Annotated in this window: 8 protein-coding genes and 1 tRNA gene; 6 read left to right on the top strand and 3 right to left on the bottom strand. The window is 69.2% G+C overall.

Annotation, left to right across the window (positions count from 1 at the left end; all coding sequences use genetic code 11):
• Positions 1 to 102 precede the first annotated feature (102 nt).
• From GRI72_RS11835 to GRI72_RS11820, 4 genes are all read left to right on the top strand, one after another.
• Positions 103 to 999 carry a LysR family transcriptional regulator gene (locus GRI72_RS11835; RefSeq protein ID WP_160734125.1) on the top strand — a complete coding sequence of 299 codons (897 nt, stop codon included), beginning with the start codon at positions 103 to 105 and terminating at the stop codon, positions 997 to 999.
• Between the two features lie 41 nt (positions 1,000 to 1,040).
• Positions 1,041 to 1,114 (top strand) — tRNA-Gly (locus GRI72_RS11830).
• Positions 1,115 to 1,281: 167 nt separating this feature from the next.
• Entirely contained in the window at positions 1,282 to 2,595 is a 1,314-nt protein-coding gene (locus tag GRI72_RS11825; RefSeq protein ID WP_160734124.1) for a sugar MFS transporter, read from the top strand.
• A 58-nt stretch (positions 2,596 to 2,653) separates the two neighbouring features.
• The gene (locus tag GRI72_RS11820) at positions 2,654 to 3,853 is read left to right on the top strand and encodes an MFS transporter (protein ID WP_160734220.1); all 1,200 of its coding nucleotides are present in this window, start codon (positions 2,654 to 2,656) and stop codon (positions 3,851 to 3,853) included.
• A gap of 18 nt (positions 3,854 to 3,871) precedes the next feature.
• On the opposite strand, the gene GRI72_RS11815 is transcribed toward GRI72_RS11820, so the two are convergent.
• A complete protein-coding gene (locus tag GRI72_RS11815; protein ID WP_160734123.1) occupies positions 3,872 to 6,472 on the bottom strand; it encodes a glycoside hydrolase family 3 protein in 2,601 nt (866 codons plus the stop codon).
• A 250-nt stretch (positions 6,473 to 6,722) separates the two neighbouring features.
• On the opposite strand from GRI72_RS11815, the gene GRI72_RS11810 reads away from it, so the two are divergent.
• The gene (locus tag GRI72_RS11810) at positions 6,723 to 9,752 is read left to right on the top strand and encodes a TonB-dependent receptor (RefSeq protein WP_160734122.1); all 3,030 of its coding nucleotides are present in this window, start codon (positions 6,723 to 6,725) and stop codon (positions 9,750 to 9,752) included.
• Positions 9,753 to 9,908: 156 nt separating this feature from the next.
• On the top strand, positions 9,909 to 11,507 hold the full coding sequence (locus tag GRI72_RS11805) for a tryptophan halogenase family protein (RefSeq protein ID WP_160734121.1): 1,599 nt from the start codon (positions 9,909 to 9,911) through the stop codon (positions 11,505 to 11,507).
• 69 nt (positions 11,508 to 11,576) lie between these two features.
• Here GRI72_RS11805 and GRI72_RS11800 read toward each other — a convergent pair whose 3' ends face one another.
• Both GRI72_RS11800 and GRI72_RS11795 read right to left on the bottom strand, forming a co-directional pair.
• Positions 11,577 to 12,602 (bottom strand): LacI family DNA-binding transcriptional regulator, encoded by a 1,026-nt coding sequence (locus tag GRI72_RS11800; RefSeq protein ID WP_160734120.1) that lies wholly within the window; start codon positions 12,600 to 12,602, stop codon positions 11,577 to 11,579.
• A 102-nt stretch (positions 12,603 to 12,704) separates the two neighbouring features.
• Positions 12,705 to 13,331: a TetR/AcrR family transcriptional regulator gene (locus tag GRI72_RS11795; protein WP_202389093.1), complete on the bottom strand. Its 627-nt coding sequence runs from the start codon at positions 13,329 to 13,331 to the stop codon at positions 12,705 to 12,707.
• Between the last annotated feature and the right edge of the window lie 149 nt (positions 13,332 to 13,480).

Raw genomic sequence — 13,480 nt, 5'->3', positions numbered from 1 at the left:
CTGTCTCTCCTTCCGGGCTATGGCTGCTGCTCGATCTGGCGCGGATCGTGCCGATTGCAAGCGGGCAGACAACCTTCAATCCTGCAGGTAGAGGCTGCAGGGATGCAGGATATCAACTGGAACGACCTGCGCGTGTTCCTCGCCGTGGCCGAGGCGGGGCAGATCGCGCGCGCCGCGCGGACGCTGCGGCTCGACCCGACCACGCTCGGCCGCCGGCTGCGGCGGCTGGAACGGCAGCTCGAAACCCCGCTGTTCGAACGCACGCGCGAAGGGCAGACGCTGACCAAGGCCGGGGAGGGCCTGCTGGCCAAGGCCGAGGCGATGGCGCGCGCGGTGCGATCGATCGACAGCGTGCGCCAGCGGCGCTCGGGCCTCGGCGGCAACTTGCGCCTCAGCGTGTCGGAGGGGTTCGGCAGCCGCTTCCTCACCCGCTATCTCCCCGCCTTCGCCCGGAGCCACCCGGACCTGTCGATCGAACTCGTCGCCAGCAGCGGGTTCCTCAGCCCGTCGCGGCGCGAGGCGGATCTCGCGGTCATGCTGTCGCGGCCGCAGGCGGGGCCCGTCATCGCGCGCAAGCTGGCCGATTACAGCCTGCGGCTCTACGCCAGCCCGGATTACCTTGCCCGGCACCCGGCTCCCGCGCAGCCGGCCGACCTCGCGCGCGGCCATCGGCTCGTCAGCTATATCCCGGAACTGCTCTATGCGCCCGAGCTCAACTATCTCGACGATTTCCACGCGGGCCTGTCGGCGGATATCCGCTCGACCAGCATCAACGCGCAAAGCCGCCTGATCGAGGAAGGGGCCGGGATCGGCGTGCTCCCGTGCTTCATCGGCGACCAGGCCCCCGGGCTGGTGCCCGTCTGCCCCGACCGCGCGATCGTGCGCAGCTTCTGGATCGTCACCCATCGCGACATGCACGGCTTGCCACGGGTACGCATCGCGCGCGACTGGCTGCTCGAATGCGTGCGCGCGGGCCATTCGCTGCTTATCCCCGATTGACCGGCGCGCCACCTTCAGGCAAATGCGCGCCTTCCCGGAGCGCGGGTGTAGCTCAATGGTAGAGCAGCAGCTTCCCAAGCTGACGACGAGGGTTCGATTCCCTTCACCCGCTCCATCCCTTCCTTCTTCGGGGGGAATGGCACCGTTACGTTTCCTGAGCCCCAACCAGCGCACCCCATCTCCCCGGACCGCGGCGCTGTCTGACAACGTTGACAGACACTGCTCGCTTCCATAAGCCAGGGTCTGTACGGCGCGCGGGGAAGCGGTCGGCGAGGGAGGGTGATGGTGGCGAGCGACACGGCGGCCGTGGCGGCGGAGCATGTTTCGGCGGGCGATACGCGGCCGGCGGAAGGGCAGGGGCAGGTCCATGCGCCGAGCCTGCCGCCTTTCGTCTTCGCGCTGTTCTTCATCTTCGGCGGAATCACCAGCCTCAACGATGTGCTGATTCCCAAGCTGAAGGAGCTGTTTACGCTCAACTACACCCAGGCCATGCTGGTGCAGTTCTGCTTTTTCGCCGCCTACCTGGTGATCGGCATTCCGGGCGCGAAACTGGTCAAGCGGATCGGCTACATGCGCGGGGCGGTCGCGGGGCTGATGACGATGACCGCGGGCTGCCTGCTGTTCATTCCCGCCAGCACCACCGCCCTCTATCCGCTGTTCCTGCTTGCGCTGTTCATCCTGGCAAGCGGGGTGGTGATCGTGCAGGTCGTGGCGAACCCGCTGATCAGCCTGCTCGGCCCGCAGGAAACCGCGCATAGCCGGCTGACGTTCGCCCAGGCGTTCAATTCCTTCGGCACTTTCGTCTTCCCGCTGGTCGGCGCGGGGCTGATCCTCGGCCAGCTGGCCGACGTCTCGGCGGAGGACTTCGAAGGCGCCGCGCTGGCGGCCTATCGCACCGCCGAATCGGCGATGATCGTGAAGACTTACCTCGGCCTCGCGTTGGCGATCACCGTGGTCGCGGGCGCGGTCTGGCTGTTCCGCAACCGGCTGCAGGGCGAAAGGCACGAGGCCTCGAGCGGGCTGGCGGGGCTGGACCTGCTGAAACGCCCGCGCTTCGGCTTCGGGGCGCTGTGCATCTTTCTTTATGTCGGCGCGGAAGTCGCGATCGGCTCGATCGTGATCAACTACCTGATGCTCGACGACGTACTGGGCGAGCCCGAGCACGTCGTCGGCTGGATGGTCGCGCTCTACTGGGGCGGGGCGATGGTCGGCCGGTTCATCGGGTCGGCCCTGCTGCGGGTGATCAGCCCGGGCAAGATCCTCGCCGCGGTGGCGGCCGGCGCGATCGCGCTGATCGCGCTCTCCACCAACAGCAGCGGGACGCTGGCCGCCTACAGCCTGCTGGCGATCGGGCTGATGAACGCGATCATGTTCCCGACCATATTCTCGCTCGCCTGCGAGCGGCTCGGGAGCCGGGCTGCGGACGGGTCGGGCATCATCAACGTCGCGATCTTCGGCGGCGCGGTCATCCCGCTGGCGACCGGCGCGCTGGCCGACCTCAGCGGCAGCCTGGCGTTCTCGCTCGTGCTGCCCGCGGCCTGTTATGCGGTGATCGCGGCTTTCGGGATCTACGCGCGACGACCGGCAGCCGCCTGATCGCGGCGCAACGCCGCGGATTGCCTTGCCGGCCCCGGACCGGCAAGGCTGGCGCGTGATGGTCCCGGCCCAGCCCCGCACGCGCAGCGCGATCCTCCTCCTCGCCGTCGCGCTGGCCAATGCCGGCGGCGTGATCGCCTATCTCCCGCTGTTCAGCCTTCTCCTGCCCATGCGGGTGGAGGTGCTGGACGAAGCGGCCAAGATCGACCTGCTCACCGCGACGGCGATCGTCGGCGGGATCGTTGCCAGCGGGGCCAACGTGTTCTTCGGCTGGCTGAGCGACCTCTCGGCCGCGCGGGGCGGGGGCCGCCGGCGCTGGGTCATGGGCGGGCTGGCGGCGCTCGCGCTGTCCTACGTGGTTCTCGTCCTCGCCCGCACGCCGGCGCAATTGGTGCTGGCGGTCGCCTTCGCGCAGGCGGCGATCAACGCGGTCCTGGCCCCGCTGTTCGCGATCGTCGCCGAAGAAGTCCCCGCCCGCCGCAAGGGACTGGCGGGCGGATTGCTGGCGCTGGGAAACCCGGTGGCGGCGGCCTTCTCGGTCGTTCTCCTGGCCGCGTCCGGCCTGGTCGAGATGGCGCGGTTTGCACTCGTGCCGGCGGCGGCGCTCGTCCTGATACTGCCGCTGCTGGCCCTGCGGCCGGAACGGCAGGCGCTCGCGCCCGAATTCGCCGTGCCGTGGGACCGGCGCGACATCGTGATCGCCTCGATCTCGCGCCTCCTCGTCCAACTGAGCTGCGCCACGCTCACGCTCTACCTGCTCTATTACTTCAAGACGCTGGTGCCGGCGGGCAGCGACGCGGCCGGGCTGGTCGGCACGGTGCTGACGATTTCCTACATCATCCCCCTGCCGGTGGCGCTGGCGCTCGGCCGCTGGTCGGATCTCTCGGGCAGGCGCAAGCCGTTCCTGTGCGGGGCCGCGCTGGTCGGGACGGTGGGCCTGCTCGGCATGGCGGGGGCAGACAATGCCTGGCAGGGCGCAGCGGCGTTCTGCGTCTATGCCACCGGGACCGCGGTGTTCCTGAGCCTCCATGTCACGTTCGCGATGCAACTGCTTCCCCGCCCCGATCGCAGGGGGCGCGACCTGGGGCTGGTCAACCTGACCAACACCGCCCCGGCGATCGTCGGCACGCTGATCGTGTGGCAGCTTGCCGCGCCGCAGGATTTCACGCCGGTCCTGCTGGCGTTCGCGGCGATCAAGGGCATCGGTGCGATCGTCATCCTCGCGGTGCGCGAGCGGCCGCGAATGCCGGCCCGCTAGCCGCGGCCCGCGCGGGCATCAATCGGTGGAGCAGCCCGCCACGACGTCGGCTTCCGACAGGCTGCCGAGCGCGACCCGTGCGAGGCTGAAACGCGCTGCCCCATCGGTCACCAGGCGAAACGGTGCGCTGATGCCGGCCATGTCGGCGCCCGCCGCGCGAAAGCACTTCAACGGCACGCCAAGCGTGCGCCATTCGCCGGTCGGCAGGGCGCTGAACGCGTCGATGGCCACGGGCGTGCCGCATTCCTGCCCCTCGCAACGCACGGCCATGTCCAGCGGCTGCGCCAGCGGCGCATCGAGGCGCACCGTGGCCAGCAGCAGGACGTCGCCATTCGTCTGCCGCGTCAGGTCTATCGCGTCGAACGTTCCCAGTTCGATCGCGGTGCCTGCCGGATCGGCCGCGATGGTGAAGCTTCGCGCGCCTTCCTGCACCTCGTGATCGGTCGCCGCGATCCGCACGCGGCCCGACAGCGCTTCGGCCGGGACGGTCGTGACCCGCAGCGAATCCCCCCCATCGGCGCGGGTGACGGTGAGCGACCAGGCGGAAGCCGGCACGCCGCGCTCGAAGAACACGCCGCCATTGCCCCCGTCGTCGGTGACGCCGCTGTCTTCGGCCAGGGGCGCCCATGGGCGGGGGCCGTCGGCGTAGCGCAGGCCGTATCCGAACGGGAACAGCGTCGGGCCGCCGTGCCGCGCCGTCGCCGGCCAGGCCGCCGGCAGCAGGCCGCGGAAATCGTGCCGGGGCGCGCCGTCCTCGCCCGCGAACAGCACGTCGGCCACGCCCCCGCCCTCGGACCCGGGCAGCCACGCGGTGACGAAGGCGTCGGCGGCATTGAGCGCCTCGTTCACGTAGAGCGGCCGCCCGGTGACCATGACGGCCACGACAGGGATCCCCTGCGCGCGCAGCTTGCGCATCGTCTCGATCGGCCGGCGCAGCTCGGGCCGCAGCTGGAGCGAGGCGATGTCGCCCTGGAACTCGGCATAGGGCGTTTCGCCGAAGACCACGATCGCCGCGTCGGGCCGCTGGCCATAGTCGCCCTCGACCGACAGTTCGGCATGGCCGCCGGCGGACGTCACCGCGCTCTCGATCCCGTCCCAGATCGAGGTCGCGCCGGGGAACAGGCTGTTGTCGAGCCCGGTGCCCTGCCAGCTCAAGGTCCAGCCGCCCGACTGGCGCGCGATATCGTCGGCCGCGTCGCCCGCGACGAGGATGCGCGCATCCGGCTTCAGCGGCAGGACGCCGGTGTTCTTGAGCATGACCAGCGACTTGCGCACCGCCTCGCGCGCGACCGCGCGGTGGTCGGCCGCGCCGAGCAGTTCGTACTGCCCGGAGAGCGGCCGCTGCGAAGGCTTGCCCATCTTGAACAGGCCGAGCCGCTGCTTGACGCGCAGAACGCGGGCCACGGCATCGTCGAGCCGCTCCATCGGTATCGTGCCGTCGCGCACCTGGGCCAGCGTGCTGCGATAGAGGCTGCGCCAGCTGTCGGGCGCCATGAACATGTCGATCCCGGCCGCGACCGCCTTCGGGCAGCTCGCGTTGGTGCAACCGGCGACCTGGCCGTGGGCGTTCCAGTCGGTGACCACCAGCCCGCCGAAGTTCATCCGCCCCTTCAGCACGTCGGTCACCAGCCCGCGATGGGCCGAGAGCTTGACCCCGTTCCAGCTGGAGAAGCTCGTCATCACCGTCGCGACGCCGTTCTCGATCGCCGGGATATAGGGCGCGCCGTGGACCAGCCGCAGCTCCAGCTCGGAGATCGCGGCATCGCCCTGGTCCTTGCCGTCGATGGTCGCGCCGTCGGCGAGGTAGTGCTTGGTGCTGGCGGCGACGTGCGGGCCGGCGAGGATGCGCGCGGTCGAAGGCGGCCCCTGGAGCCCGCGAATCATGCTGCCGACATAAGCGGCGACCAGCGCGGGGTCGGAGGAATAGCCCTCGTAAGCGCGGCCCCAGCGAAAATCCTGCGGCACGGCGACGGTCGGGGCGAACGTCCATTCCTGCCCGGTGACGCGGATCTCGACCGCGGTGACCCGGCCGATCCGCTCGATCAACTCGGGGTCGCGCGCTGCGCCGAGGCCGATGTTGTGGGGAAAGATTGTCGCGCCGACGATATTGCTGTGGCCGTGGACCGCGTCGGTGCCCCAGACGATCGGTATCGCCGGTTCGCCCGCGGGGGCGTCCATCGATGCCTCGTGGAACGCGTCGGCCAGCGCCAGCCAGTCCTGCGGCGGGGCGAGGTCGTTGCCGCCCGGACCCGAGTTGCCGCCGTTGAGGACCGAGCCGAGCCGGTACTCGCGCACTTCGGCGGGGGTGACGCTGGCGATGTCGGCCTGGATGATCTGGCCCACTTTCTGCTCCAGCGTCATCCGGGCGAGCAGGTCCTGGACCTCGGCCTCGTCCTGCGCGGTCAGGACGACGGGGAAGGCCACTTCGGGCCACCGCTCGGGATGGACGGTCGCCTCGGGCGGCAGGGCCTGGGCCGATTCGCCCGCGTCCGCAGCGCCCGTCTCGGCGCCCGTCTCGGCGCCCGTCTCCGCGCCCGGGCCGGTGCCCGGGGCGGTGCCCGGGCCGGCGGTTGCGAGCGCGGCGGCGGCCGCGGTCGATAGAAGCGTCTTCGAAAGCATGTATCCCCATCCCATCCGGCCGCGGCCGCCCGTCGTTCTCCTCGGGTCGAGCCGGGTCTGACAACCTTGACAGAAAATATCGCGGAAGGTCGCGATTTTTCCGCTAGTGACAGGTGCTGTTTGACAACGTTGACAGATTTATGCAACCAGTAAAGTCGCATTGGGTCGCCGGTGCCCGAGTCGGGCCAGGCGATCGGCGCATTACGAGAGAAATCCGCACGCGAAGATGCGGTTTTGGGAGGATACTGAAATGCACAGCCGGAGTTCACGAAACCGTTCCACGTTCCTGGCCGCCGCATCGGTCCTGGCCCTGGGCGTTGCCACCCCGCCGGCCTTCGCCCAGGCGGCGGACGCGGCCGACACCGGCCAGCAGGCGGCCCCCGAAACGGCTGCCCAACCGGCCGCGGAGCCGGGCGGCGACGTCATCGTCGTCACCGGCTTCAGAGCCTCGCTCGAGAGCGCGCTCAACGCCAAGCGCGAATCGAATCTGATCATCGAATCGGTCACGGCCGAGGATATCGGCAAGTTCCCCGACCAGAACGTGGCCGAATCGCTCCAGCGCCTGCCGGGCATCCAGATCGACCGCGAGAACGGCCAGGGATCGAAAGTCCGCATCCGCGGGCTGGAGCAGAACGTGACCCTGCTCAACGGCGAGCTCTTCGTCAGCGGGCTGGAAGTCTACAAGGTCGGCGAAGGCAATTATAACCGCAACGACAGCCTCGAAGGCGTGCCGTCCGAGCTGATCGGCGGGATCGAGGTGTTCAAGTCCCCCAATGCCTCGCTGCTGGCAGGCGGGCTGGGCGGCATCATCAACCTGAAGACGCGCAACCCGCTGAACCTGAAGGACGGGCTGACGCTGGCCGGCAATGCCAAGATGAGCAAGGGCAGCGAGATTTCAGGCTGGGAGCCGGCGGGCGCCGCGGTCCTGGGTTACAATTTCAACGACCGTCTCGGCGTGATCGCCTCTTTCAGCTACGAGAAGACGAACAATCACGTCAACGTGCTGGGCGGCGACAACCGCGGCAACTGGGCCTTCGACGAGGGGCGCCGCGACCGCGACACCGTGCCGACCAACTATTACGCGCCCGAGTACCGCTACGTCACCGATCGCGACCAGTATCGCCGGCGCTGGGGCGCCTCGCTGGGGATCACCTATCGCCCGACCGACACGCTCGAAGTCAGCGCGCAGTATTTCCATTCGGACCTGAAGATCGACACGCGCGAAGCCTCGGTGAAGTTTCCCTTCGGCCAGGGCGAATCGCAGGGCCTCGTCGGCGATTACACGATCAACGACAACGGCGTCCTGCTGGAGGGCACGGTCCGCGCCCAGTCGGCCGAGGCGATTTCGTTCGTCGACGTTTCGAACATCAAGTCCGACAACCTGCAGTTCGCCGTCGATTGGGACAACGACACCAATTTCCGCGCCTCGATCATGGCCAACTACGCCTCGTCGAGCATGGAGCGCGAGGTTGCCAACAACGACGTGCGCTATACCGCCTACGGCGTGCGCGGGCCGGGCACCTCGGGCCCGCAGCCCGGTTTCACGCCCAACGACGCCGCGCCGCCGACGTTCGATTTCACTTACGCCAACGGCGATTTCCCCAGCTTCGGGATCGCGCCGAGCAGCCCGCAAGACCTGTTCAGCAACCCCGAATACGGGTTCTTCAAGTCGCACTGGGCCTTCGGCGACCGGTCGGACATCGACGGGCATTCGCTGCGGGCGGACTTCGCCTACGACGTCGACGACAGCTTCGAGGACACGGTCACGCTCAGCGCCGGCTTCCGCTATGGCCAGCGCACGGTCGATTTCGTTTCCGGCCGCTACCTCGCCGATTACAGCGGCAAGGGCGAGATGGATGCCACCGCGATCCCGGAAGACGAGCGGGTCGAAGGCTATTCGTACAACTGGACGCCCTACGGCTATTTCCAGGACGGCGCGATCGGGTACAAGATCTGCGACCTGCCCGAACCGAACAAGCCGGCCGCTTTTGCCGGGTGCAGCCGCTTCGGCAATTCGCCGGCGCTGATCACCCCCTACCAGACGCCGGTGAGCAATCCCGAGCGGGTCGAGGCGATCGAGAACTTCGCCGGCGGCGGCCGCGTCCAGGGCGACACGGTGCTGGTGGCCGACCGGTCGCAGATGACCAATGCGCTCGAATGGATCCAGGCGCTCTATCCCGACACGCCGTTCACTTTCTTCGAAGACCCGCTGCAGACCTACCGCGTGAAGGAGGAGACCAAGGCCGGCTACGTCATGGCAGACGTGGGCGGGGTGGACGATCCCTATCACGTCAACGTCGGCCTGCGGGTCGTCAACACCAAGCTGACGGTGGACCAGAACCAGCCGGCCAATGCCGATCCCAGTTACTGGGGCACCGACAGCTGGAACGGCGTGCTGCGCGATTTCACGACCAATACCGTCGTGCGCAGCTATACCGATTTCCTGCCCAGCGCGAACGCGGTGTTTGACGTGAGCGAGGGGACCAAGGTGCGGTTTTCGGCCGCGCGCGTGGTCGCCCGCCAGCCGCTCGTCTCGCTGGGCCAGGGTTTCTCGACCCAGTTCACGCGCGACCCGGCGGACGACCTGTTCAAGTTCACCAACGGCTCGCGCGGCAACGCGGAGCTCGATCCGTTCCGCGCCTACCAGTTCGACCTCGGGGTGGAACACTACTTCGGCGACCAGGGCCTGCTGTCGGCGGGGCTGTTCTGGAAGGAAGTGGATAGCTTCATCGTCAACGAAACGGTGGCGGTCTTCGTCAACGACCAGGGCGGCGGCCGCATGGGGCCGGTCTCGCAGCCGGCGAACGGTTCGGGCGGCCGGGTCAAGGGGCTCGAACTGGCGGCGCAGTACGCGTTCGATTTCGGCCTCGGCTTTACCGCGAACTACACGTTCTCGGACACCGAGACAGACTTCAGCACCGATTTCACCGACAGCCTGCCCCTGCCCGGGGTCTCGAAGCACTCGGCCAACGGCCAGATCTATTTCGAACGCTACGGCTTCGCCGCGCGGGCCAGCTACAGCTGGCGTTCGAAGCAGTACATGGGCAACTTCGGCTTCGCCGACGGCTCGGTCACGCGGACGCTGGGCATCTACCAGAAGGCCTATGGCCAGCTCGACGGGCAGATCAGCTACAGCGTGACCGACAATTTCGAGGTCTTTGCCGAGGCGATCAACATCACCAAGGCCGATACCAGCGTCTACCTGCAGTTCCCCGAGCTGCCGTTCCGCTACCAGTCGGGATCGCGCCGGATCTACGGCGGGGTGAAGTTCACTTTCTGAGTTTTCGGTCCTCCCCGAAAACCGGTGGCGGCCCTTGCTTGCAACGGCCGCCATCGCGTTTTTCGGGGGGGGCTCGGCGGGGGGCTCGGCGGGGGGCGACCGGAAGCCCGCCGGGAAAGACGGGACAGGAAAGGCCGGGACGCCAGGGGGCAAGCCATGACGGGGGACGCGACGGGCGGTAGGGCGACGGGCGGTGATGCGACGGGCGGCGCGGGGCCGCTGCGATCGATCTGCATCGTCGGCGGGGGCACGGCGGGCTGGTCCGCCGCGGCCCTGCTGGCCCGGGTGCTGCGCGGCAGCGGCTGCCGGATAACGCTGGTCGAATCCTCGGCCATTCCCACGGTCGGGGTGGGCGAGGCGACGATCCCGCCGATCTTCGATTTCCTGCACAATATCGGCGCGGACGAGGTGGAATTCATCCGCCGCTGCCAGGCGACGTTCAAGCTGGGCATCCGCTTTCGCGACTGGCTGCACCCGGGGCACGAATACTGGCACCCGTTCGGCAGCCTGGGCGTGACGATCAACCGGCGCCCCTTTCACCATTACTACTGCCGCACCCTTGCCGAAGGGCACGGCGAAACGCTGGCCGACCTGTGCCCCGCCGCCGCGCTGGCCGAAGACGGCAAGTTCGCCTTCCCTTCGCCCGACGGGCAGTGGCCCGGCGGCGCCGTCGCCTATGCGCTGCATTTCGACGCCGGGCTGGTCGCGGCCTTCCTGCGCGACCATGCCGAGCGCGCGGGGGTCGAGCGGCTCGACCGGAGGATCGTCGGCGCGCGGCGCGGCGAGGGGGAAACGATCGCGGCGATCGCCTTCGACGACGGCACGGCGCTGTCGGCGGATTTCTACATCGATTGCTCGGGCTTTCGCGGCCTGCTGATCGAGGAAACGCTCGGCGCCGGGTTCGAGGACTGGAAGCACTGGCTGCCCTGCGACCGGGCGATCGCCGCGCCCACCGCGGCGCAGGCCCGGCGCGCGCCGCACACGCTGGCCACCGCGCAAAGCGCGGGCTGGCAATGGTGCATTCCGCTGCAGCACCGCACCGGCAACGGCCTCGTCTATGCCAGCGACTTCATCGACGATGCCGATGCGGAGGCGGAACTGCTGGCCGGGCTGGACGGCGAGCCGCTGGCGCAGCCGCGCGTGCTGCGCTTCACCGCCGGGCTGCGCCGGCGCGCCTGGGTCGGCAACTGCCTCGCGATCGGGCTCGCGGCGGGCTTCCTCGAACCGCTCGAATCGACCAGCATCCACCTGATCCACACCGGGCTCAACCGGCTGCTGGACCTGTTCCCCGATCGCGGTTTCGACCCCGCGCTGCGGGCTGCCTACAACCGCGACGTCCACCGCGAATACGCGCATATCCGCGATTTCCTGCTGCTGCACTATGCCCCCAACCGGCGCGAGGGCGAGCCGTTCTGGGACCACATGCGCGGCCTCGCCCTGCCCGATACGCTGGCCGAGAAGATCGAGCTGTTCGAACGGACCGGGCGGATCGCCGCGCGCCAGCGCGAGCTGTTCGCCGACATCAACTGGTTCTACGTCATGCACGGCATGGGGCTGGTGCCGGCGGCGATCGACCCGCTGGCCGGGGCCGTGCCCGCAGCCGAAGTGCGCGAGGTGATCGGGCAGTTGCGCGGCGCGATGCTGGCCTTCCGCCGCGCGGCGCCGACCCACGATGCAATCCTGGCACGCTTGCTCGACCCGGCGGAAACGCGGCGGCCGGCGTTCGGCGTGGGGGCCGGCTGGGCCGGGCGCTGATCGGGCGCTGACCGGGCGCTGATCGGGCGGGGGGACCGCCGGGGTGCGGGCGGGCCGGGCGCGCGCCGGTCAGGCCGCGGGCGGCGGGGCGACGGTGAGGCGTTCGACCAGGCTGTGCGTGTGGACCACTGTGGGGCCGGGATCTTCGCCCGCCAGTTCGCGCAGCAGCATGTCGGCCGCTGTATGGGCCATCTCGACGACCGGCTGGCGCACCGTGGTCAGCCGCGGCCAGACCACGCGCGCGATTTCCGAATCGTCGAACCCGGCCACGCTCAGGTCTGCCGGCACGTCGAACCCCAGCTCGCGCGCGGCCGACATCGCGCCCACGGCCATGTCGTCGTTCTGCGCCAGGATCGCGGTCGGGCGCAGCTTGCGCGAGAGGATGCGCCTCGTCGCCTCGTACCCCGATTCGAAGCTGAAATCGCCGGTTTCGACCAGTTCGGGCAGGTACGCGACCCCCGCGTCCTCGAACGCGGCGCGATAGGCGGCCAGCCGCTGTTCGCTGACCGGGTGGGCCGGGTCGCCCTTGATGATCGCGATCCGCCGGTGGCCCTGGCCGATCACGTGTTCGGCGATCTCGCGCCCGGCGGCGATGTCGTCCATCGTCGTCGACAGGCCCACGCCTTCGCGCGATTGCGGGGTGATGCGGGCGAAGGGCACGCGCGCCTGAAGCAGCCCGTCGAGCACCTCGGGATGGTCGGCCGCGGGCGGGGCCAGGATCACCCCGTCGAGCGCGGCGGAGCGGATCGTGGCGACGACGTCCTGCGGGTGGTCGCCGACCGATTCGACCGGCAGCACGATCAGGCGGTAGCGTTCGCCGTGCAGCCGCTCGAGCGCGCCGCGCTGCAGCTCGACCACGTAGCTCGGGCTGGGTTTTTCATAGACCAGCCCGATCAGGTAGGATTGCCGGCGCACCAGCCCCTGGGCCATGACATTGGGGTGGTAATTCAGCGTTTCCGCCGCGCGCAGCACCTTCTTGCGCAGCGCCGGCGTGATGTGCGGTTCGTTGTTGAACACGCGCGAGACGCTCTTGGGCGACACTTGCGCCAGCTTGGCGACATCGACGATCGTCGAACGCTTCTTTCCGCGGGCCATCGACGGTTTCGTGGCGCAGTTGTCTCACGCTGTCAACGCGCGGGGCGGGGCCGGGGCCGGGGCTGGTGGTTGGGCCGGTGGCTGGCCGACAGGCGCGCGGCGTCACGGGGCGGCGGGGGGAATCCCGTCGGGCAGCAGGAACAGCGGCAGGATGCGGGTGACGAGATCGCGCATCGCGCGCTCGTCCTGGTCGAGCATCTCGCGCAAGTGGGGGCCGATCACCGCGTCGCCGAACGCGCTGACCGCCATCATCAGCACGGCGGCGCGCACGCGGGCATCGGCGTTGTCGTCGTTCGCCTGGCCCATGATCGCCTCGACCAGGGCGCGGACCGCGTCGCGCACCGGGGCGAGCTGCTCGACGTCGCCCGACAGGATGATCCAGGCGGCGAGCTGCCCGGCGCCGCCCCGGTCGAAGGCGTCGAACACCTTGTCCGTCACCGTGCGCGGGGCAGCTGCGTCGGTCTTGAGCAGCTCGACCACGTTGTCGAGCGCATCGGTGAGATCGCGGATCATCTTGCCCATCAGCGAGGACTGCAGGCTCGCGGCGGAGCCGAAATGGTGCAGGACATTGGCGTGCGACATGCCGATCGCCGCGCCGACATTGGCCACGGTGACGGCCGACGGCCCGCGATCGAGCAGCAGCCTTCGCGCCGCGACGAGGGCCTCCTCGCGCACTTCGTCGCCCATGCGCTTGCGCCGCCGGACCCGCGGAACTTTCGGGTCTGCCATCTGCCCCTCCATGACCAGCCGGCCAAATCCGGCCTAGATGCCTGATAGCACATACAGAAGTGCCCGCGCGCGTCACCCCCTGCCTGCGTCTTGCAGGACTCGTCTTTACATTTACATCAATGTCAATTAAACGGGGTCCCGAAGACAAG

Origin of the sequence: Pelagerythrobacter marinus (assembly GCF_009827515.1) — a bacterium.
Lineage (GTDB): Bacteria > Pseudomonadota > Alphaproteobacteria > Sphingomonadales > Sphingomonadaceae > Pelagerythrobacter > Pelagerythrobacter marinus.
Note: the sequence above shows the minus strand (reverse complement) of the source record. Positions and strands in the feature narration are given on the sequence as shown.

Excerpts from the sequence above, each read along its gene's own strand:
- GRI72_RS11820 (WP_160734220.1), top strand. The coding sequence starts at position 2,654 with ATGGTCCCGGCCCAGCCCCGCACGCGCAGCGCGATCCTCCTCCTCGCC.
- GRI72_RS11810 (WP_160734122.1), top strand. The coding sequence starts at position 6,723 with ATGCACAGCCGGAGTTCACGAAACCGTTCCACGTTCCTGGCCGCCGCA.
- GRI72_RS11800 (WP_160734120.1), bottom strand. The coding sequence starts at position 12,602 with ATGGCCCGCGGAAAGAAGCGTTCGACGATCGTCGATGTCGCCAAGCTG.
- GRI72_RS11825 (WP_160734124.1), top strand. The coding sequence starts at position 1,282 with ATGGTGGCGAGCGACACGGCGGCCGTGGCGGCGGAGCATGTTTCGGCG.
- GRI72_RS11805 (WP_160734121.1), top strand. The coding sequence starts at position 9,909 with ATGACGGGGGACGCGACGGGCGGTAGGGCGACGGGCGGTGATGCGACG.
- GRI72_RS11815 (WP_160734123.1), bottom strand. The coding sequence starts at position 6,472 with ATGCTTTCGAAGACGCTTCTATCGACCGCGGCCGCCGCCGCGCTCGCA.
- GRI72_RS11835 (WP_160734125.1), top strand. The coding sequence starts at position 103 with ATGCAGGATATCAACTGGAACGACCTGCGCGTGTTCCTCGCCGTGGCC.
- GRI72_RS11795 (WP_202389093.1), bottom strand. The coding sequence starts at position 13,331 with ATGGCAGACCCGAAAGTTCCGCGGGTCCGGCGGCGCAAGCGCATGGGC.